This is a genomic window from Micromonospora sp. NPDC049048 (assembly GCF_043197615.1).
GTDB lineage: Bacteria > Actinomycetota > Actinomycetes > Mycobacteriales > Micromonosporaceae > Micromonospora.
The window spans coordinates 374,282-398,599 of sequence record NZ_JBICTM010000003.1; the positions used below are offsets into that span (position 1 = coordinate 374,282).

Annotated in this window: 23 protein-coding genes; 11 read left to right on the forward strand and 12 right to left on the reverse strand. The window is 73.8% G+C overall.

Annotated features, from left to right (window positions below; genetic code table 11):
• Nucleotides 1-132: 132 nt before the first annotated feature.
• A complete protein-coding gene (locus ACGFIG_RS12315; protein ID WP_393002013.1) occupies nucleotides 133-1,131 on the reverse strand; it encodes an aldo/keto reductase family protein in 999 nt (332 codons plus the stop codon).
• 58 nt (nucleotides 1,132-1,189) lie between these two features.
• Nucleotides 1,190-2,941: a WG repeat-containing protein gene (locus ACGFIG_RS12320; RefSeq protein WP_393002015.1), complete on the reverse strand. Its 1,752-nt coding sequence runs from the start codon at nucleotides 2,939-2,941 to the stop codon at nucleotides 1,190-1,192.
• Between the two features lie 673 nt (nucleotides 2,942-3,614).
• Between ACGFIG_RS12320 and ACGFIG_RS12325 the strand changes: the two genes are divergently transcribed.
• The 4 genes from ACGFIG_RS12325 (at nucleotide 3,615) to ACGFIG_RS12340 (ending at nucleotide 9,888) form a co-directional block, all read left to right on the forward strand.
• Complete coding sequence (locus ACGFIG_RS12325) at nucleotides 3,615-3,899, forward strand: hypothetical protein (protein ID WP_393002017.1); 285 nt, start codon at nucleotides 3,615-3,617, stop codon at nucleotides 3,897-3,899.
• A gap of 3,370 nt (nucleotides 3,900-7,269) precedes the next feature.
• Nucleotides 7,270-8,121: an ABC transporter permease gene (locus ACGFIG_RS12330; RefSeq protein ID WP_393002019.1), complete on the forward strand. Its 852-nt coding sequence runs from the start codon at nucleotides 7,270-7,272 to the stop codon at nucleotides 8,119-8,121.
• A complete protein-coding gene (locus ACGFIG_RS12335; protein WP_393002021.1) occupies nucleotides 8,114-8,929 on the forward strand; it encodes an ABC transporter permease in 816 nt (271 codons plus the stop codon). The genes ACGFIG_RS12330 and ACGFIG_RS12335 overlap by 8 nt, the downstream gene beginning before the upstream one ends.
• On the forward strand, nucleotides 8,926-9,888 hold the full coding sequence (locus tag ACGFIG_RS12340) for an ATP-binding cassette domain-containing protein (protein ID WP_393002023.1): 963 nt from the start codon (nucleotides 8,926-8,928) through the stop codon (nucleotides 9,886-9,888). The genes ACGFIG_RS12335 and ACGFIG_RS12340 overlap by 4 nt, the downstream gene beginning before the upstream one ends.
• A 79-nt stretch (nucleotides 9,889-9,967) precedes the next feature.
• Here ACGFIG_RS12340 and ACGFIG_RS12345 read toward each other — a convergent pair whose 3' ends face one another.
• From ACGFIG_RS12345 to nadA, 4 genes are all read right to left on the reverse strand, one after another.
• Nucleotides 9,968-10,576, reverse strand: a complete 609-nt coding sequence (locus tag ACGFIG_RS12345) for a DUF3043 domain-containing protein (RefSeq protein ID WP_393002025.1) — start codon at nucleotides 10,574-10,576, stop codon at nucleotides 9,968-9,970.
• Between the two features lie 73 nt (nucleotides 10,577-10,649).
• Nucleotides 10,650-12,005, reverse strand: coding sequence for a UDP-N-acetylglucosamine 1-carboxyvinyltransferase (gene murA / locus ACGFIG_RS12350; RefSeq protein WP_393002027.1), 1,356 nt, complete (start codon nucleotides 12,003-12,005; stop codon nucleotides 10,650-10,652).
• A complete protein-coding gene (locus ACGFIG_RS12355) occupies nucleotides 12,002-12,139 on the reverse strand; it encodes a hypothetical protein (protein ID WP_393002029.1) in 138 nt (45 codons plus the stop codon). Before ACGFIG_RS12355 ends, murA begins: the two co-directional genes overlap by 4 nt.
• A gap of 78 nt (nucleotides 12,140-12,217) precedes the next feature.
• A complete protein-coding gene (gene nadA, locus ACGFIG_RS12360; protein WP_393002031.1) occupies nucleotides 12,218-13,417 on the reverse strand; it encodes a quinolinate synthase NadA in 1,200 nt (399 codons plus the stop codon).
• Between the two features lie 68 nt (nucleotides 13,418-13,485).
• Here nadA and ACGFIG_RS12365 point away from each other — a divergent pair, with 68 nt between their 5' ends.
• The 3 genes from ACGFIG_RS12365 (at nucleotide 13,486) to ACGFIG_RS12375 (ending at nucleotide 16,341) form a co-directional block, all read left to right on the forward strand.
• Nucleotides 13,486-14,625 (forward strand): glycerate kinase, encoded by a 1,140-nt coding sequence (locus ACGFIG_RS12365; RefSeq protein WP_393002897.1) that lies wholly within the window; start codon nucleotides 13,486-13,488, stop codon nucleotides 14,623-14,625.
• 199 nt (nucleotides 14,626-14,824) lie between these two features.
• Nucleotides 14,825-15,193, forward strand: coding sequence for an iron-sulfur cluster insertion protein ErpA (gene erpA, locus ACGFIG_RS12370; RefSeq protein ID WP_393002033.1), 369 nt, complete (start codon nucleotides 14,825-14,827; stop codon nucleotides 15,191-15,193).
• Between the two features lie 170 nt (nucleotides 15,194-15,363).
• Nucleotides 15,364-16,341 carry a carbohydrate kinase family protein gene (locus ACGFIG_RS12375; protein ID WP_393002035.1) on the forward strand — a complete coding sequence of 326 codons (978 nt, stop codon included), beginning with the start codon at nucleotides 15,364-15,366 and terminating at the stop codon, nucleotides 16,339-16,341.
• A gap of 144 nt (nucleotides 16,342-16,485) precedes the next feature.
• On the opposite strand, the gene ACGFIG_RS12380 is transcribed toward ACGFIG_RS12375, so the two are convergent.
• Both ACGFIG_RS12380 and ACGFIG_RS12385 read right to left on the reverse strand, forming a co-directional pair.
• A complete protein-coding gene (locus tag ACGFIG_RS12380) occupies nucleotides 16,486-16,719 on the reverse strand; it encodes a sulfurtransferase TusA family protein (protein WP_393002037.1) in 234 nt (77 codons plus the stop codon).
• Nucleotides 16,716-17,867, reverse strand: coding sequence for a cysteine desulfurase family protein (locus ACGFIG_RS12385; protein WP_393002039.1), 1,152 nt, complete (start codon nucleotides 17,865-17,867; stop codon nucleotides 16,716-16,718). Before ACGFIG_RS12385 ends, ACGFIG_RS12380 begins: the two co-directional genes overlap by 4 nt.
• A gap of 189 nt (nucleotides 17,868-18,056) precedes the next feature.
• Between ACGFIG_RS12385 and coxB the strand changes: the two genes are divergently transcribed.
• Together coxB and ACGFIG_RS12395 are read left to right on the forward strand one after the other, a co-directional pair.
• A complete protein-coding gene (gene coxB, locus ACGFIG_RS12390; RefSeq protein ID WP_393002041.1) occupies nucleotides 18,057-19,028 on the forward strand; it encodes a cytochrome c oxidase subunit II in 972 nt (323 codons plus the stop codon).
• 10 nt (nucleotides 19,029-19,038) lie between these two features.
• A complete protein-coding gene (locus tag ACGFIG_RS12395; protein ID WP_393002043.1) occupies nucleotides 19,039-19,467 on the forward strand; it encodes a cytochrome c oxidase subunit 4 in 429 nt (142 codons plus the stop codon).
• A gap of 225 nt (nucleotides 19,468-19,692) precedes the next feature.
• Here ACGFIG_RS12395 and ACGFIG_RS12400 read toward each other — a convergent pair whose 3' ends face one another.
• The 4 genes from ACGFIG_RS12400 to ACGFIG_RS12415 form a co-directional block, all read right to left on the reverse strand.
• Nucleotides 19,693-19,896 carry a hypothetical protein gene (locus ACGFIG_RS12400; protein ID WP_393002045.1) on the reverse strand — a complete coding sequence of 68 codons (204 nt, stop codon included), beginning with the start codon at nucleotides 19,894-19,896 and terminating at the stop codon, nucleotides 19,693-19,695.
• A gap of 139 nt (nucleotides 19,897-20,035) precedes the next feature.
• Entirely contained in the window at nucleotides 20,036-21,082 is a 1,047-nt protein-coding gene (gene trpD / locus ACGFIG_RS12405; protein WP_393002047.1) for an anthranilate phosphoribosyltransferase, read from the reverse strand.
• A gap of 85 nt (nucleotides 21,083-21,167) precedes the next feature.
• Nucleotides 21,168-21,563, reverse strand: coding sequence for a hypothetical protein (locus ACGFIG_RS12410; RefSeq protein ID WP_393002049.1), 396 nt, complete (start codon nucleotides 21,561-21,563; stop codon nucleotides 21,168-21,170).
• A 186-nt stretch (nucleotides 21,564-21,749) separates the two neighbouring features.
• A complete protein-coding gene (locus ACGFIG_RS12415) occupies nucleotides 21,750-22,694 on the reverse strand; it encodes a cytochrome c oxidase assembly protein (protein WP_393002051.1) in 945 nt (314 codons plus the stop codon).
• A 108-nt stretch (nucleotides 22,695-22,802) separates the two neighbouring features.
• Between ACGFIG_RS12415 and ACGFIG_RS12420 the strand changes: the two genes are divergently transcribed.
• A complete protein-coding gene (locus ACGFIG_RS12420) occupies nucleotides 22,803-23,402 on the forward strand; it encodes a heme-copper oxidase subunit III (RefSeq protein ID WP_393002053.1) in 600 nt (199 codons plus the stop codon).
• 72 nt (nucleotides 23,403-23,474) lie between these two features.
• Entirely contained in the window at nucleotides 23,475-24,308 is an 834-nt protein-coding gene (locus ACGFIG_RS12425) for a cytochrome c (protein WP_393002055.1), read from the forward strand.
• The last annotated feature ends 10 nt before the right edge of the window (nucleotides 24,309-24,318 follow it).

Here is a 24,318-nt window from a genome sequence, read left to right on the forward strand (position 1 = left end):
AACCGCGATGGCGACCGCCCTGTCCGGCCCGGTCACTCGCGATGGCGACCGCCCTGTCCGGCCCCGGCCGCCCACTGTGGCGACCGCACTGTCCGGCCCGGCCGCCCGCGTGGGCGACCGGGCCGGGACGCGTCACGGACGCTCGGCGGGAGACTCCGTGCGGGCCGGGTCGCGCTCGACGATCGGGTCGAGGATCTCGTCGATCGCCTTGAGCAGCTCGGCGTCGAGCGTCACGCCGGCCGCCTTGACGTTGTCCTGCACCTGCTCGGGGCGGGAGGCGCCGATGATCGCCGAGGAGACGTTCGGATTCTGCAGCACCCAGGCGACAGCGAGCTGCGCCATGCTCAGCCCGGCCTGCTCGGCCAGCGGCTTGAGCCGCTGCACGCGGGTCAGGACGTCGTCGGTCATGAACCGGGAGATGAAGCCCGCGCCCGACTTCTCGTCGGTGGCCCGGGAACCGGCGGGCGGCGGCTGGCCCGGCAGGTACTTGCCCGACAGGACGCCCTGCGCGATCGGCGACCAGACGATCTGGCCGACGCCCAGCTCCTCGCTGGTCGGGACGACCTCGGCCTCGATGACCCGCCAGAGCATCGAGTACTGCGGCTGGTTGGAGACCAGCGGAATGCGCAGCTCACGGGCGAGCTGGTGGGCCTCGCGGATCTCCGACGCCTTCCACTCGGAGACGCCGATGTAGTGCGCCTTGCCGGAGTGCACGACGTCGGCGAACGCCTCCATCGTCTCCTCGAGCGGCGTGCTGTAGTCGTACCGGTGGGCCTGGTAGAGGTCCACATAGTCGGTGCGCAGCCGGCGCAGCGAGCCGTCGATCGACTCCATGATGTGCTTGCGGGACAGGCCCCGGTCGTTGCGGCCCGGACCCGTGGGCCAGAACACCTTCGTGAAGATCTCCAGCCCCTCGCGCCGCTCGCCCTCCAGGGCGCGGCCCAGCACGTCCTCGGCGCGGGTGCCCGCGTACACGTCGGCCGTGTCGAAGGTGGTGATGCCGGCGTCCAGGGCGGCTCGGACGCAGGCGAACGCCGCGTCCTCCTCGACCTGCGAGCCGTGGGTGATCCAGTTGCCGTACGAGATCTCACTGACCATCAGGCCGGAACGGCCCAGGTGACGGAATTCCATGCGTCGACCCTAGCCCGTTCGGATGACGGTCACCCCTCGCGGCGGGACGCGGTGTCGGTCAGAGCACGGGGCTGGTGTCGACGAGCAGCCGCTCGATCTCGGCGACGACCTCGTCGCGGTCGCGGTGCACCGGCTCGATCAGCGGCTCGCCCCGGCGGTCGAGCGCGCCCCAGCGGCCCGTGCCGTCACCGACCAGGAACGCGACGGGATGGATGACCAGTGCCGGATGGGTGGGCGGGACCAGCATCTTCCCGGCCCGGTTCACCACGCCGCGCCGGCCGGCCACGTCCACCACGGCCAGTCCCTCCTCGGTGAAGCCCTCCACGTACCGGCCGTCGGCCAGGACGGTGGGGAACCCGTGGTGGCGGGTGGGCACCACGATCCGGCCGTTGCGGTCGACCGCGCCCCAGCCGTCCCGGCGGACGACGGCCACGCCGCGCTGGAACGGGCGTACGTCCGCGAAGCCGTGCGGCACGACCACCTCGCCGGTGGCGTCGATCGCCACCCAGCCGGCGTCGCCGCCGTCGGAGACCCAGGCCAGCCCGTCGGAGAACGAGCGCACCACCGGGTACGCCGGTTCGAGCACCGTGGCGCCGGTACGGTCGAGCAGCGACCACCGCTCGGCCCCGGGGCGCCGCACCCAGGCCAGCCCGTCGCGGAACGGCTGCGCCTCCGCGTACTCGGCGGCGATCACCATGTCGCCGTTTGGGTCGGAGAAACCCCACAGGTCGCCGTCGCGGGCCGGCACCGGGGGCCGGTCCCGCTCCAGCACCTCCTCGCGGCTGCGGGGGTACGGCCCGAAGCCCGTCTCCGCGACCCGCTCCGCCACCGCGTCCAGGCTCAACCGGATCCGGGCCTGCAACTCGGGATCCTCGGTGCCGCGCAGGTCCAGCGCCCGCTCGAAGTGGTGACAGGCCTCCATCAGCCGGCCCTGGTCGTAGCAGGACCGCCCGGCGTGCTCGTGCAGCACCGCGCGCAGCCGCTCGGGCAACTCCGTGGAGTCGGCCTCGGCGAAGAGCCGGTCGGCCTCGACGAACTCGCCGCGCCAGCGCAGCACGTGCGCCAGCCGCGCCTGCGCCACCGCCGTACGCCGCAGCTCCCCGGTGGCCTCGGCGTACGTGAGCGCGAGTCGACCGTCCGCGAGGGCGTCGTCCAGCTCACCGAGAATCCGGGACACCACCGCCCGCAGGCTGAGCAGCCGGGCGCGCGACCTGTTGTCCACGGCCGCGCCCAGCTTCTCGGTCAGCCGCCGCCGGATGATCCGGAACTCGTCCGGTTCCCGCACGATCTCCCGCAGGGTCGCTGGATCGAGCTGCCAGCGGTAGCTCGCCAGCACCTGCTCCGGGTCACCCTGCTCCGCGCCCTGGCGCCCGGCGTCCCGCGCCCCGGCAGGAACCCGCTCGACGACACCGGCCTCGCCTGCGCGGGGCTCGGCTGCGCTCGGCACGGTGGTGCGGGGCTCGGCTGCGTTCGTCGCGGCGGTGCGGGGCTCGGCTGCGTTCGTCGCGGCGGCGGATGGTGCGGCGGTGCGGGGCTCCGTGGCGCTCAGTGCGGCGGGTGGTGCGGCGGCAGTGCTCGGTGCGGCGGTGCGGTGTTCTGCGCTGCTCGGCTCGACAGTGCTCGGTGCGGCCACGCGGTGCTCGGCGGTGTTCGGTGCGGCGGTGCGGGGCTGCGCGGCGCTCAGTGCGGCGGGTGGTGCGGCGGCAGGTGGTGCGGACACCGGAGGGGCCGGCACGTCCACGACCGGCGTGGCAGCGACCTGTACCGGAGGCGACAGCACGTCCGGCGCGCCCACCGGCTGCACCGCCATGGTGTCCGTGGCGGGTGCGTGGGCAGACGACGGTGCCGCATCCCCGGCACTGGCGGGCGGCTCCGCATCCCGGGCACTGGCGGGCAGCGCCGCGTCCCTGGCGCTTGCCGGCGCCGCCGCCCGAGGCGGAGTGTCCGCGACGGGTGGAACACCATGGGTGTCAAAGACCTTCGGTGACAACCATGGTGTTCCACCGGTGGGCTCAGCCGGGACGTTCGGCACCTGTTCGGCCGGGTCGCGGGGGAAGGGAGTAGTGGAGTGCCCGTCCGGGCGGGTGACCGGAGTGTCCGCGTCGGTCGTAAAGGGCTCGGAGACCCCCGTACGGGCCGTGTGTGGACCGGAGGCCTCCGTGTCGACGCGCGGAGCCGGAGCGCCCGTGTGGGGCTCGGGAAGGGCCTGAGTGCGGGGACCCTCGACGTACGGGCCGGGGGCGTCGTGCGCGGGCTCGGGCGGGGCCGGAGTACCCAGGGCCGGTGGCGCGAACTCGGGCCGTTCCCCAGCCATCGCAACGGTTTCAGCCGCCGCAGGGGCGGATGGTTCCGCCTCTGCTCGAACTGCTTCCGCAGGCGGGCCTGACGCCGGGCGAGCGAGTGGTGCCTGCGTCGGCGGGACCAGCCCAGGCTGGCTGGCGGGCGCGGACACTGTGGAGTCGGTCCCTGCGCAAGGTACGACGATGGGCGCCGCGACCGCTTCGGAGTCGGTCTGCGCAGGCATCGCGATAGCGGCGCCGGCCTGTATGGACGATGCGGCGACAGGCATCGTGGACGGTGCAGCCGTGGGCGGCACGGGCGGCACCGATGGCGCGGTGACGGCCTGCTCGGGCGGTGCGGCCATGGCCGCAGCGGCGGTGGGCGGCCCGGAGCGTGGGGCGGCGTCCTGCTCGGACGGTGCGGCGGTGGGCGCGGCGGCGGTGAGCGGCGCGGACGGTGCGGCGACGGGCGCTGCGGAGAGCGGCTGATCCGGCGGTGTGGTGACCGGCGCCGGGCGCGCCGGAGGCGAATCCGGAACGGCCGGAGCGATCGGGCCGGAGGACAGCCAACCCGTCGGCGCAGGCGCGGCGGCTGGCTCGGCGGGCGGGCCGGACACCGGGAGAGGCGCGGGCGGTGCCTGTCCAGCGGGCTTACCTGCCGCCAACTCGGAGAGGGAGGACGTGGGCGGTGATGCCGACACGGGCGGTGCGCCGGACACCGGCGGGCTGGATACCGGCGGGCTGGATACCGGCGGGGTGGATACCGGCGGGCCGGATACCGGCGGGCCGGATACCGGTCGGCCGGGCAGTGGTGGGGCGGATGCCGGCGGGGTGGCCCCCGAGACCGGGGCGGGTGCGCCCGCGGCTGCCTGGGTCAGCGGCCCGGTGTGGTCGTGAGCCGGCGCTGGCGACGTGACACCGTCGCCGGCGGGACTCGTGGTCGACGTGCCGAATCCCGGGACCGGGACGGCGTTCAGGCCCGCCGCGCCGTCCGGAGCTGTCCTGTCGCCTGCCGGCGTCGTTCCGCTAGAAGGTGTCGTTCCGTCGGTCGTCGTTCCAGAGGCCGTCGTCCCGCCGGTAACCGTCGTGTCGCTGGTAACCGTCGTGTCGCCGGTCGTCGTCGTGCCGCTTGCAGCCGTCGTGAAGCTCGCCGCCGTCGTGGTGCTCGGAGCCGACGTGTCGCTGGCCGCCGTCGTGTCGGCTGGAACCGACATGGGGCTTGCGGCCGTCGTGTCGCTCGGGACCGGCGTGGGGCTCGGGGGAGCAGGGCTGGTGGGCCGTGTCTCGTCGGGCACGGCCGAAGGTGTCGCGGACCGGGACGGCCGGAACCAGGCGTCCGGCCCGCTCGTCGGCTGCGGCTGCGGCTGCGACGGAGACGGCGGAGCGGCTGGTGCGGGCGGGTCGCTGGGCGGTGGCGGGACGTACCGCTTGGGCCTGTCGGGCGCGATGGGCAGCTGCGGTGCCGGAGCTTCCTGCCTGCTGCCGGACGCCGTGTCGGATGCCGCCTGGGGGTTCGGACCGGCGGGGTCTCCGGTCGTCTCGCCTGCCGGACGGGCCACCCTGCTTGCGGTCGCCTCCGGGGCCGGCAGGAACTCCAGGCGCAGCCGGTCGGCGGGCGGCCCCGAGATCGGCGTGGCGTCGTCCGCCGGAGCCGGGCGGGACGTGTGGCCGGTGCCGGCGGAGCCCGGCACTGTCGGGCGGCTGGGCGCCGGCCCGGCTGGGGACACCGGGCGCATGCCCTCCGGGCCCGGGGGTCCGGCCGGCGATACCGGGCGGGCGCCCTCCAGGTTCGTGGGTCCGGCTGGCGGCACGGGGCGGGTGCCCGCCCAGTCCGGGGGGCTGGCTGGCGACACCGGACGGGCGCTCATCGGGTTCGCGGGTCCGGCTGGCGACGCAGGGCGGGTGCCCGCCCAGTCCGGGGGGCCGGCTGGCGACACCGGACGGGTGTCCACCCGGTCCGCGGGGCCGGCCGGCGACACCGGGCGGCCGGCCAGTCGGTCCGGGGGGCCCGCGGGCGAGACAGGCGAGGCGGGGTGACCGGCGGGTGAGACCGGCCGGACATGCGTCGGTACGGCCGCGTCGGGGCGCGGCAGGTCGCGGGCCGGCGCGGGGGAGACGGGGCGGGGCGGTACCGGACCGTCCCCGGCCGGGGCCCGAAAAGCCGTCGGTCCGGCAGCCGTCGGTCCGGCAGCCGTCGGTCCGGCAGCCGTCGGTCCGGCAGCCGTCGGTCCGGAGGTCGGGGCACCGGAGGTCGGGGCGGATCGGCGGTGGTCGTACCCGGGCGGAGGCTGTGGAGTCGCGGCGTGTTCGGGGCCGGGCCGGTCTACCGGTCGCCGGTGCTCGGGGTGCGGCTCGCCCCGCCGCGCCGCGTCCCGGTGGTCGAAACCGGGTCGTACGGGGCCGGGGGAGGGCCAGGGCAGGCCGCCGTCCGGCTGCGGGTGCCCCCGGGACTCCCGGTACGCCTCGGCCTCCCGGCGGGCGTCGGGTCGGCTGGTCGGCCGCGCACCGCGCTCCGGGTACGTCTCGGCACGCGCCGCCTCGTACGCCCGCCGGTGTTGGTCCGGCTCCTGCTGCGGACGCTGCCCGTCGGAACGGGGGTGCTGCCCGGGGGAGGCCCGGTCGGGGCGTGGCCGACCGTCGGCGGGTACGCCGGGCTCGCGGTCCCGCCCGCCCGCTCCATGCTCCCGTTGCGGGTCGGACGGGCGCTCCCACCGTGGGTCCGCCGGGCGCTCCCGTTGGGGGTCCGCCGGGCGCTCCCACTGCCGGTCGGACGGGCGCTGCTCCCAGCGGGCGGAGGAACGCTCCCACTGGCTGTCGGAGGGGCGGGGCTCGGGGGCCCGGTCGGAGGGGCGGGACCCCGGGCTGCCCGGGGCGCCCCACTGGTAGCGGGGCCGGGCGCCTGCCTGGCGGTCGTCGGCGGTCTCCGGCCGACGGTCGAATCCGGGCGTCGCCGGCCGGTCGGGACCGTGCCCGCCCCGGCGGTCGTGGCCCGGCTCGGGTCGGCGGTCGTGGCCGGTCTCCATGGGTCCGTACGCGGGTGGGCGGCGGGACGTCGAATCCTCGTCGGGCTCCGGGAGCCAACCCGGCTCGGCCCTGCCGGCGGGGGAGACGGGGCGGTCCCGCCCGGCCGGCTCGTGCCGTGGAGGGCGGGTGTCGTAGCGGTCGGGGCCGGCGTGCTCGCGCGGCCGGGGCGAGTCGACGGGCCGGCCCGGGGCGTCGAATCCGCCCCGGTCGTTGCGGTGCGGTTGCTCCTGCCGGGGCGGCCACTGCCGGTCCTCCGGCCCGCGCGGCCCGGCGTGCGGGGGGCGGTACGACTCGTCGCCGTGCCGGCGCGCGTCGAGGCCGTCGGGCCGGCCGTTCCACGCGTCCTGCCGGCCGGGCCGTCCCTCGGGAAGGTCGTCCCACGACCGTCCGATGTAGGTGCCGTCGGGTCGGGTCGGCGCGAGCGGGGGCACCTCGGCCCGGCCGACGGCCGACCGGCTGCGGGGGGTGGGCGGGGCGTGTTCGACGCCGATGTCGCCCGCGTAGCGCTGGCCCGGGAACTGCGGGTGCCACTCGGTGGTCGGCTCGATCATCCAGGCCGGCTCGTTGGAGTCGTGCCAGTGGTCGTAGTAGCGGCTCATCCGGCCGCCCCGTCACCACGGAGGGTAGGCGTCACGCCGATGATCAGCCGTCGGTGAGCGGGTACGCCCGGCTGCCCGGTCGGCGCCGCTCCGCTCACGGCGGCGCCCCGGTGGCCGGCTCGCGTCCGCTCGCTCACGGCGATGTCACCTCGTTGGAAATTGTCGCGCTGGGCGCTCCACGTGCCGGTAGAGTCGCCCCCTCCGGTACGGCGTGGCTGCGGAAGGAGGGTAGCGGCGTGGGCTCGCTCACCGCCACTGTGGCACCGCCCACCGCCTCAAACGTTATCCTATGGTTCCGGACATTTAAGGCTATAACCGGATCAGGCTTCCGACGTTACGCCACGTACCGGCAGGCGTCGGTGGCGGGCGTCGTGACCAACACGGTCTTCGGCTTCCTGCGGTGCTACGTCCTGCTCGCGGTCGCCGGTGCCGCCGGCACGGTGGCCGGATACGACCGGGGGCAGCTCGCCACCTTCGTCTGGGTCGGTCAGGGCCTGCTGGCGGTCGTCCTCCTCGGGAGCTGGACGGAGCTGGCCGACCGGATCCGCACCGGCGACGTCGTCAGCGACCTGCTGCGGCCCGTGCACCCCGTGACCAGCCATCTCGCCGCCGACCTGGGTCGTGCCGGCCATGCCGCGCTGGTCCGCTTCCTCCCGCCGGTGCTGCTCGGGCCGCTCTTCTTCGAGGTCCACCTGCCCCGCCGCTGGTCCACCCTGCCGCTCTTCGCGATCTCCGCCGTGGCTGCCGTGGTCCTCTGCTTCGGTTGCCGGTTCCTGGTCAACGCGACGGCGTACTGGCTCCAGGACGTCCGGGGGCCGCTGGTCCTCTGGATCCTCGCCTCGGGCGTGCTCGCCGGGCTCTACTTCCCGCTGCGCTTCCTGCCGGAGTGGCTCCAGCTCGCCCTGTGGCTGGGCACCCCCTTCCCGAGCCTGTTGCAGACCCCGCTGGACGTGCTGGTCGAGCGCGATCCGACCGGCGTGCAGGTGGGGCTGGTCGGGCTCCAGCTCGCCTGGGCGGCGCTGGTCCTGGCCGCCTGCCGGCTGGTGCAGCGCCGCGCGGAGCGCCGCCTGGTGGTGCAGGGTGGCTGACGCGTCGGGCGGGGCGCTGGCCGCGTACCGGGCGCTGCTCGGCGCGCAGGCACGCGCCCAGACGGCGTACCGGACCTCGTTCGTGATCGACCTGGTCGTCAACGTCGGTGCCACCCTGCTCGACGTGCTCACCGTGTTGGTGATCTTCGGGGTCACCCGGGAGCTGGGCGGCTTCACGCTGCGCGAGACGCTGGTGATCGTCGGCCTCTCGGCCTGCGCGTTCGCCGTCGCCGACATGCTGGTGGGCAACATCGAGCGGCTGCCCCGGTACGTGCGCAGCGGGCTCTTCGACGCCGTGCTGGTCCGCCCGCTCGGGGCCCTGCCCCAGCTGCTGCTGATGGACCTGCCGCTGCGCAAGGTGTCCCGGGCGGTCTTCGGGCTCGCCGTGCTGGTCGTCGCGGTCGGCTCGGCCGGCGTCGAGTGGACCCCGGCGCGGGCGTTGCTGGTGGTCGTCGCCCCGCTGGCCGGTGTGGTCTTCTTCGGCTCGGTCTTCGTGGCGACCGCCACCGTCTCGTTCTGGTGGGTCGACTCCGGCGAGCTGGCCAACTCGGTCACCTACGGCGGCCGGGACTTCACCTCGTACCCCGTCACCGTCTTCGAGGGCTGGTTCCGCGGCATGTTCGCGTACGGCCTGGGCTTCGCCTTCGTGAGCTACCACCCGGCGCTGGCGCTGCTCGGCCGCGCCGACCCGCTCGGCCTGCCGGCGTGGGTCGGCTGGACCGCGCCGGCCGTCGCGCTGGTCGCGGCCGGCGGGGCGGCGGCGGCCTGGCGCACCGGGATCCGCCACTACCGGAGTACGGGGTCATGAGCGACGACGTGATCGTGGCCGACGGGCTGCGCAAGGAGTTCACCGTCCGGGTGCGGGCCGGCCGGCTGCGGCGGGAGAAGCGGCGGGTCACCGCCGTCGACGGCATCGACCTGCGGGTGGCCCGGGGCGAGATGCTCGGCTACATCGGGCCCAACGGCGCCGGCAAGTCGACGACGCTCAAGATGTTCACCGGCGTGCTGACGCCCTCCGCGGGCGAGGTACGCGTCTGCGGCCTGCGCCCGGTGGCCCAGCGCACCCGGCTCGCGCTGCGGGTCGGCGTGGTGTTCGGCCAGCGCTCGCAGCTCTGGTGGGACCTGCCGCTGGGCGACTCGTTCGCGCTGCTGCGACACGTCTACCGCGTGCCGGCCGCCGCGCACGCCGCCCGGCTGCGCCGCTGCCGGAGCCTGCTCGACCTGGACCCTTTCCTGGACACCCCGGTCCGGCAGCTCTCCCTCGGGCAGCGGATGCGCGGCGAGTTGACCGCCGCGCTGCTGCACGGCCCGGAGGTGCTCTTCCTCGACGAGCCCACCATCGGGCTCGACGTGGTCAGCAAGCAGGCGGTCCGCGGCTTCCTCGGCGAGCTGGGCCGGGCCGGGGACACGACGCTGGTGCTCACCACGCACGACCTGGCCGACATCGAGCGGCTCTGCCGGCGTCTGGTGGTGGTCGACCACGGGCGGGTGGTGCACGACGGGTCGATCGCGGCGCTGCACGTGCGGTACGGGTCGCGTCGCCTGCTCGTGGCCGACCTGGACGACCCGCTGCCCGCGCCGCCGGTGTTGCCGGGCGCGCCGCTGCTGCGGCAGGAGGCCGACGGGCACCGGCTGGTCTTCGTGCTGGAGTCGGCGGGGGTGGCCGAGGTGGTGGCGGCGCTGGCCAGGCTCGGCGCGGTGCGGGACGTCTCGATCGTCGAGCCGGACATCGAGGACGTGGTGGCCCGGCTCTACGGCAGCCGCTGACGCCGCCGGAGCGGTGGTCGGCGAGGTGCCGCCGGCGCGGCCTCGCCGGGATGGGGGAGAGCGCGCCGGTGCGGCAGGCTCAGACCGGGTCGCCGATGTTGACCTGGGGCTCGGGGGCGCGCATCCGGCGGAACGTGATCGACCGCATGATGGCGTAGAGGTAGAGCGAGCCCATCCGCTGCCCGGTGTTCGGGAAACGCTCCCGGACCAGCTTGCGGATCTTCCGCGAGATCAGCACCGAGTCGATCACCACGCCCAGGGCGAGGGCGCCCCAGAGGATGTTGGAGACCAGGCGGACGACCGGCGGCATCGCGGCGTTCGAGCCGATCAGCACGATCAGGGCGCCACCGAAGAACCAGGTGCCCACCGTACGCCGGGAGTCGACCACGTTGCGGGCCAGCAGCCGTTCCGGGCCGCGGTCGCGGGGGCCGCCCTCCCGGCGGAACTCCGCCGCCGCCTCGGCGCGCAGCTGGCGCTTGCGCTCCCGCTGCTCCTCCTTGGTCAACGGCTTGGTGGCGCCGGCCGGCCGGCGGCCCGCGGTCGGCCGCTTCGGGGTGACCTTGCCCAGCTCCTTCTTGCTCGGGGTGTATCCCCGGGGCTGGGCGGTCGTGGACTCCTCGTCGGGGGTCACCGGGGTGACGGCCTCGTCGACGAGGTCGGAGGACTTGCGGCGAAACAGCGACGGCACGCGGAAAGGGTAGCCAAACGACGGCGCCCGGTGCACATCGCGGTGCACCGGGCGCGTACGGGAGTGGTGGACGTTACGGGCGCTCGACGTGCGCGCCCAGGTCGGCGAGCTTCGCCTCGAAGTCCTCGTAGCCCCGGTTGATCAGGTCGACGCCGTACACCCGGGAGGTGCCCTCGGCGGCCAGCGCGGCGATCAGGTGGCTGAAACCGGCCCGCAGGTCGGGGATGACCAGGTCGGCGGCGTGCAGCTTGCTCGGCCCCGCTATCACCGCCGAGTGCTTGAAGTTGCGCCGGCCGAAGCGGCACGGGGTGCCGCCCAGGCAGTCCCGGTAGACCTGGATGTTGGCGCCCATCGAGTTGAGCGCCTCGGTGTAGCCCAGCCGCTGCTCGTAGACCGTCTCGTGGACGATCGACAGGCCCCGGGCCTGGGTGAGCGCCACCACCAGCGGCTGCTGCCAGTCGGTCATGAAGCCCGGGTGCACGTCGGTCTCCAGGGCCACCGACCGCAGCTCGCCGCCCGGGTGCCAGAACCGGATGCCGCCCTCCTGGCCCGGGTCGCCCAGCTTCGGCGGTCGGGCGTCGGTGACCTCGTACTCGCCGCCGACGGAGCGGAAGATGTTCAGGAAGGTCATCATGTCGGCCTGCTGCGCGCCGAGCACCTCGACGTGGCCCCGGGTGGCCAGCGCCGCCGCCGCCCAGCTCGCCGCCTCGATCCGGTCGGGGATCGGCCGGTGCGTGTAGCCGTGCAGCCTCGGCACGCCCTGGATCTCGATGACCCGGTCGGTGTGCACCTTGATGATCGCGCCCATCTTCTGCAGGATGCAGATCAGGTCGATGATCTCCGGTTCCACCGCCGCGTTGCGCAGCTCGGTGACGCCCTCGGCCATCACGGCCGTCAGCAGCACCTGCTCGGTCGCGCCGACGCTCGGGTACGGCAGGGCGAACTTGGTGCCGTGCAGCCCGTTCGGCGCCGACAGGTGCAGCCCCTCCGGGGTCTTCTCGACCGTCGCGCCGAACTCCCGCAGGGCCTGCAGGTGGAAGTCGATCGGGCGCGGCCCGATGTGGCAGCCGCCCAGGTCGGGGATGAACGCGTGGCCGAGGCGGTGCAGCAGCGGCCCGCAGAACAGGATCGGGATCCGGCTGGAGCCGGCGTGCACGTTGATCTGGTCCGTGCTGGCGCTCTCCACGTTCGCCGGGTCGAAGACGAGCTCGCCGTCCTCGCCGCCGTCGGTGACCTTCACGCCGTGCAGGCCGAGCAGGCCCCGGACCACCTCAACGTCGCGGATCTTCGGCACGTCGAACAGCCGGCTCGGGCTGTCACCCAGCAGCGCCGCGACCATCGCCTTCGAGACCAGGTTCTTCGCGCCGCGCACGCGGATCCGCCCTTCGAGCGGAGTACCTCCGTGTACGACCAGGACGTCGTCGGTCAACGCAACCTCCAGCGCGTCGGTGCTGCCGTGTTGATGGTGGGGCTCGCGATGTTCATCGCTACCCGGAACGCGGCCATGTCGAAACGGCCCGCGTGAGTCGTCGCACCGGCAGCATAGCCCTCGGTGACGAACATGGACCCGGTCAGATCGCCCCTGAGGGCATTTATCGGTGATCGGACCCTTTTCCGTGCCAATGACGCTACGGACAGTGATCAGCCCGCTGTCGGGGGCGGAATGTCGGCGCCGGGCAGGGCGAGCATCTTCTCCAGCGCCACCCGGGCGTGGTGCGCGGTGTCCGCGTCGACGGTGATCTGGTTGACCAGCCGCCCGGCCACCAGCTCCTCCAGCGTCCAGACCAGGTGCGGCAGGTCGATCCGGTTCATGGTCGAGCAGTAGCAGACGGCCTTGTCCAGGAACATGATCTGCTTGTCCGGGTGGGCCAGCGCGAGCCGGCGCACCAGGTTCAGCTCGGTGCCCACCGCCCAGGCCGAGCCGGCCGGGGCCGCCTCGATGGTCTTGATGATGTATTCCGTCGAACCGACGAAGTCGGCGGCGGTGACCACCTCGTGCCGGCACTCCGGGTGGACCAGCACGTTCACCCCCGGCACCCGCCGCCGTACGTCGTCGACGCTGTCGAGGGTGAAGCGGCCGTGCACCGAGCAGTGCCCGCGCCACAGGATCATCCGCGCGTCGCGCAGCTGCTGCGGGGTGAGCCCACCGTTCGGCTTGTGCGGGTCGTAGAGGACGCAGTCGTCCAGCGAGAAGCCCATCTCCAGCACCGCCGTGTTGCGGCCCAGGTGCTGGTCGGGGAAGAAGAAGACCTTCGAGCCCTGCTGGTACGCCCACTCCAGCGCGCGCTTCGCGTTCGAGGAGGTGCAGACCACGCCGCCGTTACGGCCGACGAAGCCCTTGATGTCCGCCGACGAGTTCATGTAGGTCACCGGGACGGTGTCAGCCGCGACGCCCAGGTCGGTGAGCACGTCCCAGGCGGTCTCGACCTGCGACAGCACCGCCATGTCCGCCATCGAGCAGCCGGCGGCCAGGTCGGGCAGGATGACCTTCTGCGCGTCCGAGGTGAGGATGTCGGCGCTCTCGGCCATGAAGTGCACACCGCAGAAGACGATGTACTCCGCGTCGGGCCGGGCCGCCGCCTCGCGGGCCAGCTTGAACGAGTCACCCGTCACGTCGGCGAACTGGATGACCTCGTCGCGCTGGTAGTGGTGCCCCAGCACGAAGACCTTGCTGCCCAGCGCCGCCTTCGCCGCCGTCGCCCGGGCCACCAGGTCCGGGTCGCTGGGCGCCGGCAGGTCGCCCGGACACTCGACGCCGCGCTCCGTGGCGGGGTCGCTGCCCCGGCCGAGCAGCAGCAGTGCCGTCGCGGTGTTGGAGGGTTCCACCCAGGTCGAAGTCACGTGCCCCATGGTCCCACAGTGCGGCCGTACCGCAGCCTCCCGAGGTGTGTGCTGCCACACTGCTCGGCATGCGCGTGCTGCTCTGTCCGGACAAGTTCGCCGGTACGCTGCCGGCCCCGCAGGTCGCCGATGCCGTGGCCACCGGCTGGCGGGAGGTCGCCCCCGGCGACGACCTGCTCGTCCGGCCCCTGTCGGACGGGGGTCCGGGCTTCCTCGACGTGCTCGCCGACGCCCTGGGCGGGCGCCGGGTCCCGGTGCCGACCGTCGACCCGCTCGGCCGCCCGGCGGCCGGTGAGATCCTGCTCACCGACGGGGGCGCGACGGCCTGGCTGGAGTGCGCCCAGGCGTGCGGGCTGCACCTGCTCGACGCGGACGAGCGGGACCCGAAGACCACCTCCTCGTACGGGCTGGGGGTGCTGGTCGCCGCCGCCGTGGAGACCGGCGCCCGCACGATCGTGATCGGGCTGGGCGGGTCGGGCACCAACGACGGCGGCGCGGGCATGCTCACCGCGCTCGGCGTGACCCCGCTGGACGCCACCGGCCAGGCCCTGCCGTACGGCGGGGCCGCACTCGGCGCCGTGGACGCCCTCGACGGCGTCCCCCGGCTGCGTGACGCCCGCCTGGTGGCCGCCACCGACGTGGACAACCCGCTGCTCGGGCTGCACGGGGCCAGCAACGTGTTCGGCCCGCAGAAGGGCGCCGACCGGGCCGACGTGCTGCTGCTCGACGCCGCGCTGGAGCGCTTCGCCACCGTGCTGGAACGGGACCTGCCCGGCTGCCCCGAAGGGCTGGGCGCGCTCCCCGGCGGCGGCGCGGCCGGCGGACTGGGCGCGGCGGTCCTGGCGCTGGGCGGGCACTGCGAGTCCGGCATCGGCCTGGTCACCCGGGCGATCGGGCTGGACGCCACGCTCGACACCGTCGACCTGGTGATCACCGGGGAGGGCTCGTTCGACCACCAGTCGCTGCGCGGCAAGGTGGTGGCCGGGGTGGCCGGCGCCGCCCGGGACCGGGGCGTGCCCTGCGTGGTCGTCGCCGGGCGGGTGAGCACCGGCCGGCGGGAGGCCGGGGCGGCCGGGGTCACCGACGCGTACAGCCTGGTGGAGCACTTCGGGGGCGAGGAGCGCGGCGGGCTGGCCGCCGCGATGGAACGCCCGGCCGAGGGGCTGCGGGCGCTCGGCGCCCGGCTGGCCCGGCAGTGGAGCCGCTGACCGCCCACGTCCACGGGCCGCCATTCCTCCCACCCGCACCCGCCCGTACGCCCGCGCACCGGACGGCGGCGCAGGTCACGCCGGACGGGTGGGGTCGGCCGTGGCGGCGTACCATCGGATCTGGACCACACCGGGAATGGCTGGGCGACAGGAGATGTTGGCCAGTTCGTCCGGACCCAACCGCGCAGGGAGATTTCACGTGACCACGCCAGCGCAGACCGACTCGACCGAGGCCAAGGCCCCCACGTCCGTCGTCCTCACCGACGTCGCGGCGCAGAAGGTCAAGGCCCTGATCGAGCAGGAGGGCCGCGACGACCTGCGGCTCCGGGTCGCCGTGCAGCCGGGTGGCTGCTCCGGCCTGCGTTACCAGCTCTTCTTCGACGAGCGCTCGCTCGACGGTGACGTCGTCACCGACTACGACGGTGTCGAGGTCGTCGTCGACCGGATGAGCGCCCCCTACCTGGCTGGCGCCACCATCGACTTCGCCGACCGGATCGACGCCCAGGGCTTCACCATCGACAACCCCAACGCGGGCAACTCCTGCGCCTGCGGCGACTCGTTCAGCTGAGCCGCACCTTCGCTGACCACGGCGGGGCCGTCCCACGGGACGGCCCCGCCGTCGTCTTCCGCTTCGGGACGGGGCCGCCGGGAAGGTGACCCGGGGCCGACCGACAGGTCATCCTGAGGGGGCCGGGCCGGTAGGCTGACCGGCGCCCTGCTCCCGACCCCGAGGTTGACATGAAGATCGCCGTGACCGGCTCGATCGCCACCGACCATCTGATGAGCTTCCCCGGTCGCTTCGCCGACCAGTTCATCGCCGACCAGCTGCACAAGGTCTCGCTCTCCTTCCTGGTGGACGACCTGGTGCTCCGGCGCGGCGGGGTGGCGGCCAACATCTCCTTCGGCATGGGGCAGCTCGGCCTGCGCCCGGTCCTGGTCGGCGCGGTCGGCGCGGACTTCGCCGACTACCGCTCCTGGCTGGAGCGCCACGGCGTCGACTGCGACTCGGTGCACGTCAGCGAGGTGGCACACACCGCCCGGTTCGTCTGCACCACGGACACCGAGATGTGCCAGATCGCCTCGTTCTACGCCGGGGCGATGAGCGAGGCCCGCAACATCGAGCTGGCGCCGGTGGCCCGCCGTCTCGACGGGCTGGACCTGGTCCTGGTGGGCGCCAACGACCCGGAGGCGATGCTGCGGCACTCCGCGGAGTGCCGGGACCGGGGCTACCGGTTCGCCGCCGACCCGTCCCAGCAGCTCGCCCGCATGGACGGCGAGGACGTCGTCGGGCTGATCGACGGCGCCGAGTACCTGATGACCAACGACTACGAGAAGTCGCTGCTGCAGAGCAAGGCCGGGCTGACCGACGCGCAGCTGCTCGACCGGGTGAAGGTGCGGGTCACCACGCTGGGCAAGCACGGCGTGGAGATCGCCGGGCGCGACTTCGACCCGATCCACGTGCCGATCGCGCGGGAGACCCGGGCGGTCGACCCGACCGGCGTCGGCGACGGCTTCCGGGCCGGCTTCTTCACGGCGCTCTCCTGGGGCCTCGGGCTGGAGCGGGCCGCCCAGGTCGGTTCGCTGCTCGCCACCCTGGTGCTGGAGACCGTCGGCACGCAGGAGTACGAGGTCCGCCGCGACCTGTTCGTCAAGCGTCTCGCCGAGTCGTACGGCGACGCCGCCGCCGAGGACGTCCGCCCGCACCTGCTGCCCTGACGTCGGCGCGGGCCGCGTCGGCCGGGCTGCCGGGCGTGGGCGAGAACACCCCGGTTGCCCGGGCCGGCGCGGCGCCCCGCACCGCCGGTGGCGGCCCGCCGCTCCGCGTCTGCCGACCCTGCGGGGAAAGGTCCGAGGCCAGGGTCAGTGCCGGCGGCGGACGTCGTAGGCGGGGCCGTCGGGGCCGGTGATCGTGCCGAGGAACTCCTGGCCGCGCATCCGGCACCAGGCCGGGATGTCCACCGCCGCCGCCGGATCGTCGGCGAGCACCCGTACCACCGTGCCGACGGGCAGCTCGGGCAGCCGCCGGGCCGCCGCGATCACGGGCAGGGGGCAGCGCTGGCCCCGGCAGTCGAGGATCTCCGCCGGCGCCGTCACAGCCCCACCACCCCGGCCTCGGCGCGCAGCCCCGCCACGATGCCGGGAAGTTCGGTGAGGAAGCGCTCCACGTCGGCCTCCGTCGTCTCCCGGTGCAGCGAGACCCGTACGTTGCCGTGCGAGAGCACCCCCATCGCCTCCAGCACGTGCGAGGGACGCAGCGTCGACGACGTGCACGAGGAGCCCGAGGAGACGGCGAACCCGCGCCGGTCGAGCGCGTGCAGCAGGGCCTCGCCGTCGACGTAGAGGCAGGAGAACGTCACCAGGTGCGGGAGGCGGTGGTCGGGATCACCCACCACCTCCACGTCGGGCACCTCCGCCGCCACCCGGGCCCGGATCCGGTCCACCAGGGGCGTCAGCCGGGCCGCCTCGGCCGCCGCGTCGGCCGCCGCCGCGCGCAGGCTCGCCGCCGCCGCCACCACCGCCGGCAGATTCAGCACCCCCGGCGTACGCCCGGCCTCCCGCTCGTCGGCCGGCCAGGGCGACTCCCAGCGGGTGCCCTTGCGTACGACCAGCAGCCCCACGCCGGGCGGCCCGCCCCACTTGTGCGCGCTGGCGGTCAGCACCGACCAGCCCGTCGGCACCGGGGCCCGGCCCACCACCTGGGCGGCGTCAACGTACAGCGGCACTCCCGCCTCGGCGCAGTCCCGCGCGGCCTCGGCCACCGGCTGGAGCGTGCCGACCTCGTGGCTGGCGGCGATCAGCGCGGCCAGCGCCACCCCCGGCGCCCGGACCGCCGCCGCCCAACGCTCCAGGTCGAGCCGGCCCAGCCGGTCCACCGGCACGGACGTGGCCGTGCCGCCCGCCGCGAGGTGCCGCTCGGCGGCGTGCAGCACCGCCGAGTGTTCGATCGCGGAGTGCACCAGGGCGGGGCCGACCCGCCGGCGACCGGCCAGGCCCCCCAGCACGGCGGAGTGCGCGGCCGTCGTACCGCTGGGGGTGAAGGAGAGTTCGTCGGCGCGGACGCCGAGCGTCTGCGCGCAGGCCTCGCGGGCGGCGTCGAGGAGTTGCCGGGCGCGGCGCGCCTGCGAGTAGAGCCGGCCGGGGTCCGCCCAGCCGTCCTCGAGGGCGGCCAGCAGCGCCTGCCGGGCGACCGGGTGCGGCGGCGCGGCGGTGGCCGCGTCCAGGTAGACCGGGGATGCGCTCACGCAAGCCAACGTATCGCGCCGGTATGCCCAAGATCCCCCCGATGGGGGCCGACAGCGACCCCAACACGGTCGAGTTCCTCATGGTCGAGTAATCTGCGACCGTCGGTGACGCCTTTGCCGCTGGTGCTGTCGCTCCGCAGGCGGAGGGCAGGGACAAGACACCGCGGCGCGCTAGGGAGGCAGGACCAGGTGGTCGCAAGGAGTTCGGAGGTACGGCCGTCGGCCGTACGGCACAGCGCTGCCCCAGGAGCCGGTGGGCGCCGGGGACGTGGTGCCGGTCGGATCGCCGGGCTCGGTCTCGGTGGAGCGGCGCTGCTGGTCCTGCTCACGGGCTGTGACGTCGGCGCGGCGTTCGGCGGGTTCGGCTGGCCGCAGGGCGGCATCACGCCCGAGTCGCACCGGATGTACGACCTGTGGATCGCCTCGTGCATCGCGGCGCTCGCGGTCGGCGTCTTCGTGTGGGGCCTGATCTTCTGGTGCGTCGTGCGCTACCGCAAGCGGGGCAACGAGCTGCCGGTGCAGACCCGTTACAACATGCCGATGGAGTTCCTCTACACCATCGCGCCGATCCTGATCGTCTCCGTGCTCTTCTACTACACGGCAGTCGTGCAGACCGACGTGGTGCGGACGACCAAGAACCCCGACGTCACGGTCGAGGTGGTCGCGTTCAAGTGGAACTGGCAGTTCAACTACCGCGACGGCCAGGGGCAGGACGCCAACACCGTCGCCTCCGTGCTCGGCACCAGCGAGGTCATCCCGATCCTGGTGCTGCCGACCGACCGGTCCATCCGGTTCGAGGAGACCAGCCGCGACGTCATCCACTCCTTCTGGGTGCCGGAGCTGCTGTTCAAGCGTGACGTCATGCCGGGCAAGATCCGCAACGTCTTCGAGGTCTCGAAGCTGGAGTCCGAGGGCGCCTACGTCGGTCGCTGCGCCGAACTCTGCGGCAGCTACCACGCCTTCATGAACTTCGAGCTGCGGGTCGTCTCCCCGGAGAAGTACGAGCAGTTCCTGGCGGCCAAGCGCGACGGCAGGTCCACGCAGGAGGCGCTGACGGCCATCGGCGAGGACCCGTACGCGAAGACCACGCGGCCGTTCGAGACCCGCCGCACCGAGGCCAACTTCAACCCGGACGACGCGCCGGCCGGCGCGGGAAGCTGAGGGATCGGGCATGAAGACCGAGTGGCGCATCTTCCTGGTCATCGCCGGGTTCCTGCTCTTCGCCACCGTCCTCTACGGCGGGTGGACGGCCGCCGACTCCGGCGGTCACGTCGAGTGGATCGGCACGGTCGCCCTGCTGCTGAGCTTCCTGCTCTGCACCATGTGCGGTGGCTTCTTCTGGTTCGTGTCCCGCCGCATCGACCTGCGGCCGGAGGACCGGCCGGACGGTGAGATCGCCGACGGCGCGGGCGAGATCGGCTTCTTCAGCCCCGGCAGCTACTGGCCGCTGGGTCTGGCGATCGCCGTCGGGATCGCCGGGTTCGGCCTCGCGTTCTGGCAGTTCTGGCTGCTCGGGTTGGGCCTGCTGGCGGTCACGTTCTCCGTCTGCGGCCTGCTGTTCGAGTACTACAGCGGCACCCGGCGCACCGCCGAGCACTGATCCGCCGGTCGTACCCGACCCACGTACGTCACGAAGGCCCGCCTCCCTTACGGAGGCGGGCCTTCGGTCGTCGGATCGGTGTGCGGGTCGCGGGAACGCCGTCGTGGGGCTGGAGCGGCAGCGCGCTCAACCCGCTCCGGCCTGTGCGGGCGGGAGGAGCCCCAGGAGCCCCGGTGCCCGACGCCGCGACCGCGGTGGTGCCGGCGGGACGCGGCGGTGGGCCGGTCAGGCGGCGCGGCGGTGGACCGGTGGGCGGCGCCGGGCGGTCAGGCGCGCCAACTCGAGGACGCCGGTGCCGATCAGCACGGCCGTGCCGCAGCCGGTGCAGAGCAGTTCGGGGCAGTCGGCGCCGTGGCCGTCGGCGCACGGTGGCGCCTCGAACGGCTCGACGCCCTCACAGGTGTCGCAGTAGAGCTCGCGCTCCGACACGGGCGTCTCCTCTCGCTCCGGTCCCGCGTGGGTGTCGTACGCGCCGGCGGGAACTGCCGCGCCCGACGCAGGACGGTGGTGGGAACTACTCAGCTGTAGTTTCCCACGGGGGTCCGACAACCTCCGGCGGCACCCGGCCTCAGGCGGAGCGCGCGACCTCGATCCAGCGGTCGAGGACGCGGGCGGCGGCCCCGGAGTCGACGGACTCGGCGGCCCGGTCCATCCCGGCCCGCAGCGCCCCGGTGAGGTCGCCGTCGAGCGGGCCCTGCGTGGCCAGCGCCGCCGCCGCGTTGACCAGGACGGCGTCGCGCACCGGGCCGGTCTCGCCGGCCAGCAACCGGCGGACCACGTCGGCGTTGAAGGCCGCGTCACCGCCCCGCAGATCGGCCAGGGTGGCCCGGGGTACCCCGAGGTCGGCCGCGTCCAGCAGCGACTCCCTGACGACCCCGCCCTGGGCCGCCCAGACGCGGGTGGGCGCGGCGGTCGTGAACTCGTCGAGCCCGTCCTCGCCGCGCATCACCAGCACGGAGTCACCACGGGCGGCGAAGACACCGGCCATCACCGGGGCCATCCGGGCGTCGAAGCAGCCGACCGCGCCGGCGCGGGGCCGCGCCGGGTTGGTCAGCGGGCCGAGGAAGTTGAACACGGTGGGCACGCCCAGCTCGCGGCGTACCGGGCCGGTGTGCCGCATCCCGGGGTGGAACCGGGCCGCGAAGCAGAAGCCCATGCCCGCCTCGGCGACGCACCGGGCCACCCCCTCGGGGCCCAGGTCGAGCGGCACGCCGAGGAACTCCAGCACGTCGGCGGTGCCGCACGAGGAGGAGGCCGCCCGGTTGCCGTGCTTCACCACGCGCACGCCCGCGCCCGCCACCACCAGGGAGGCCATCGTCGAGATGTTGACCGTGTGCGCAAGGTCACCGCCGGTGCCGACCACGTCGAGGGCGGTGGCGCGCACCTCGTCGGGCAGCTCGACCGGGACCGCCCGGCCGAGCATCGCCTCCACCAGGCCGGCCAGTTCGACCGAGGTCTCACCCTTGGCGCGCAGCGCGACGACGAAGCCCGCCATCTGCGCCGGGGCCGCCGAGCCCGCCATGATCTCGCCCATCGCCCAGGCGGTGTCGGCCGTGGCGAGTTCCTCGCCGCGCAGCAGCGCGTTGAGCAGGTGCGGCCAGGACCGTTCGCCCATGGTGGGTCTCCCGAGCGTGCGAGATGCGGGTGGGATGGAACCGGCACCGGTACGGCCGGGCGCCCTGGCAGCCGGCGCGGGGACGTCAGGCGGGTGCGTGCGCCCGCAGCAGCTCGGCCACCGTCGTGCCGGTGGTCACGGGGTCGAGCGGGTGCACCAGGGTGGCGTCGACCTCGGCGTAGGCCGCGAGCCACCGGTCGGCGGCGCGGGCGATCACCACGCAGGTCGGGGGAGCGTCGTCCCGGTCGTCCTTGATCTGCCGGGCGATGCCGATGCCGCCGCCCGGGCTCGCCTCGCCGTCGAGCACCAGCAGGTCGATCTCGTAGTCGTCGACGAGCCGGACGCACTCGGCGTAGGTCGACGCCTCGACGAACTCGATCCGCAGACCGGGCGCGGGGCGCGGCCCGACGGCGAGGCGCATCCGGTCACGGACCGCCGGGTCGTCGCTGTAGAGCAGGACGGTGCAAAGACGATCGCTCATGCCGACACTCCGCTTCGCTCCGTGCCGTCGTGCGGCACCAACACACTGAGCCTGATGATTCGTTCGCTGCGTGCGCTCGTCGGTGGAGTGGCTCCCACCTCGTGGCTGCCCGCTGATCGTACCGGTCGGGGTGAGATGGGCGACGTCCGGCCGGTGCGGCGTCGGGGCGTACCCCGCCGGGGCGGCTCAGGCGCTGGCCTCCGCGGCGCGCTGACGGGCCTCCTGGCGGTCCAGGTCGCGGTCGACCCGGCGGGCCTCCCGCTCGGCGTGGCGCATCCACTGCACGACCAGCACGGCCAGCATGGTCACGCTGACGAACTCGCCGCCGGCCCAGAGGATGCCGCCGGCGACCACCTGGTCCTGCCACGGGTCCGACCAGGTCAGCCCGAGCGACGGGTACCAGTCGCCGCCGAACAGCGTGCTGCTCTGCATGATGGTGAGGCCGAGCACGGTGTGGAACGGCACGGAGAGCAGCATCAGCAGCGCCCGGGCCGGGTACGGCCAGCGGCCCGGCAGCGGGTCGAGCCCGAGCAGCGGCCAGAAGAACACGCAGCCGGTCATGATGAAGTGCGCGTGCACGACCTCGTGCGCCCACGCGTGCTCCAGCGTGTAGCGGTACAGGTCGGTGAAGTAGAGCGCGAACGGGTTCACCACGAAGATGGCGAACGCCACCAGCGGGAAGCTGTAGATCCGCGCGACGCGGCTGTGCACGACCGCCAGCAGCCGCTTGCGCGGTCGCGGCGGCAGGGTGCGCAGGGCCAGCGTCACCGGCGCGCCCAGCGCGAGGAAGATCGGCGAGATCATGGAGAGCACCATGTGCTGGACCATGTGCACCGACAGCAGCGCCGTGTCGTACGCGTGCAGGCCGCTGACGGTGACCGCCGCGATGCCGCCGAGGCCGGGGCCGAGGAAGAAGACCGTCCTGGCGACGGGCCACCGGTCGCCCCGGACCCGCAGCCGGTGCACCCCGTAGAGGTAGACGCCGGCGGCCAGTACCAGCCCGACGGCGAGCCAGCTGTCCAGCTTCGTCTCGGTGAACACCGACGTCACGGTGAACGGCGGTGGGGTGGCCGCGGTCGCCGCCGGCGCGGCGAGGGCGGCTGCGGCGGAGATCGGATCGGCGTGCAGCACGCTTTTCAGCCTAGGTCAGGCGAACCGGACTGCCCCGATCGGGCTGTGGATGCCACGGGTTTGGCCCCCCGCTGATCGCCTGCCCCGGTCAAGGGCAATAATGACCGCGTGACTGCGGCCCCAGCCATTGACAAGAGCCGGATCCACTCCCTGACACGACCCAACATGGTCAGCGTCGGGACGATCGTGTGGCTCTCCAGCGAACTCATGTTCTTCGCGGCGCTGTTCGCGATGTACTTCTCCATCCGCGCGGCGGCGCCGGAGCAGTGGGCGAAGCACACCGAGCACCTGAACATCCCGTACGCGACCACCTTCACGCTGATCCTGGTGGCGTCGTCGGTGACCTGTCAGATCGGTGTGTTCGCCGCCGAGAGGGGTGACGTGCACGCGCTGCGGCGCTGGTTCACGATCACCTTCGTGATGGGCCTGATCTTCGTGCTCGGCCAGCTCAACGAGTACCGCGAGCTGGTGCACGCGGGCATCAAGATCAACGAAGACGGTTACGGGTCGATGTTCTACCTGACCACCGGCTTCCACGGCCTGCACGTCGCCGGCGGTCTCGTCGCCTTCGTCATCTTCATGATCCGCACCACCATGGGCCGGTTCACGCCGGCCCAGGCGACGTCGGCGATCGTCGTGTCCTACTACTGGCACTTCGTCGACGTCGTGTGGATCGGGCTCTACGCGATGATCTACTGGCTTCAGTGATCTTGGCGCGTCACGAACCGCGCCGCTGCTCCGTCCCCTGACACAAGGTCCAACCGGTTAAGGACACAGGTCATGACTTCTGACAACGACCGCCGACGCGGTCTGCTCGCGCGGCTGCGCGAGCGGCCCGCGGCGCGCAGCAGGGGCCGCCGCCGGCTGGGCGCCGCGGTCCGGCTGCTCGCCGCGCTGATGCTGGCCGGCGGCGCCTACACCGTCTTCGCCCCCGGCGCGCAGGCGCAGGACACCCCGCTCACCGGTGCCGCCGCCGAGGGCAAGGCGCTGTTCGACGTGAGCTGTGTGACCTGTCACGGTCGCAACGCCCAGGGCGTCGAGGGGCGCGGGCCGAGCCTGATCGGCGTCGGCGGTGCCTCGGTGGAGTTCCAGGTCAGCTCCGGCCGCATGCCCATGGCCCGGCAGGAAGCCCAGGCCCAGCGCAAGCCGGAGCTCTTCACCGACGAGGAGGTCCGCCAGCTCGCCCAGTACATCCAGGAGCTCGGTGGCGGACCGGTCGTGCCCGACGGCGACAACCTGCACGCCGACGGCAACGTCGCGGCCGGTGGCGAGCTGTTCCGGATCAACTGCGCGCAGTGCCACGCCTTCGGCGGTGGCGGTGGCGCCCTGTCCTCCGGCAAGTACGCGCCGAGCCTGCGCCCGGCCACCGACCGGCAGATCTACGCCGCCATGCTGAGCGGCCCGCAGAACATGCCGGTCTTCGGTGACAACCAGATCACTCCGGACCAGAAGGCGGACCTCATCGCCTACATCCAGGAGACCCTGAAGCACGACCGTGACCCGGGCGGCTTCAACCTCGGTCGGTACGGGCCGTCCACCGAGGGCGTGGTCATCTTCCTGGTGGGCATCGTCGCGCTCGTCTTCGCGAGCCTGTGGATTGCGGGCAAGTCGTGACCGGGCGGCT

Bases quoted from the DNA above. Each gene is read 5' to 3' on its own strand.
- ACGFIG_RS12315 (WP_393002013.1), bottom strand. From the start codon at position 1,131: ATGGAATTCCGTCACCTGGGCCGTTCCGGCCTGATGGTCAGTGAGATC.
- ACGFIG_RS12320 (WP_393002015.1), bottom strand. From the start codon at position 2,941: ATGGCGGTGCAGCCGGTGGGCGCGCCGGACGTGCTGTCGCCTCCGGTA.
- ACGFIG_RS12325 (WP_393002017.1), top strand. From the start codon at position 3,615: ATGGGCGCCGCGACCGCTTCGGAGTCGGTCTGCGCAGGCATCGCGATA.
- ACGFIG_RS12340 (WP_393002023.1), top strand. From the start codon at position 8,926: ATGAGCGACGACGTGATCGTGGCCGACGGGCTGCGCAAGGAGTTCACC.
- ACGFIG_RS12355 (WP_393002029.1), bottom strand. From the start codon at position 12,139: ATGTTCGTCACCGAGGGCTATGCTGCCGGTGCGACGACTCACGCGGGC.
- ACGFIG_RS12365 (WP_393002897.1), top strand. From the start codon at position 13,486: ATGCGCGTGCTGCTCTGTCCGGACAAGTTCGCCGGTACGCTGCCGGCC.
- ACGFIG_RS12375 (WP_393002035.1), top strand. From the start codon at position 15,364: ATGAAGATCGCCGTGACCGGCTCGATCGCCACCGACCATCTGATGAGC.
- ACGFIG_RS12395 (WP_393002043.1), top strand. From the start codon at position 19,039: ATGAAGACCGAGTGGCGCATCTTCCTGGTCATCGCCGGGTTCCTGCTC.
- trpD (WP_393002047.1), bottom strand. From the start codon at position 21,082: ATGGGCGAACGGTCCTGGCCGCACCTGCTCAACGCGCTGCTGCGCGGC.
- ACGFIG_RS12410 (WP_393002049.1), bottom strand. From the start codon at position 21,563: ATGAGCGATCGTCTTTGCACCGTCCTGCTCTACAGCGACGACCCGGCG.
- ACGFIG_RS12425 (WP_393002055.1), top strand. From the start codon at position 23,475: ATGACTTCTGACAACGACCGCCGACGCGGTCTGCTCGCGCGGCTGCGC.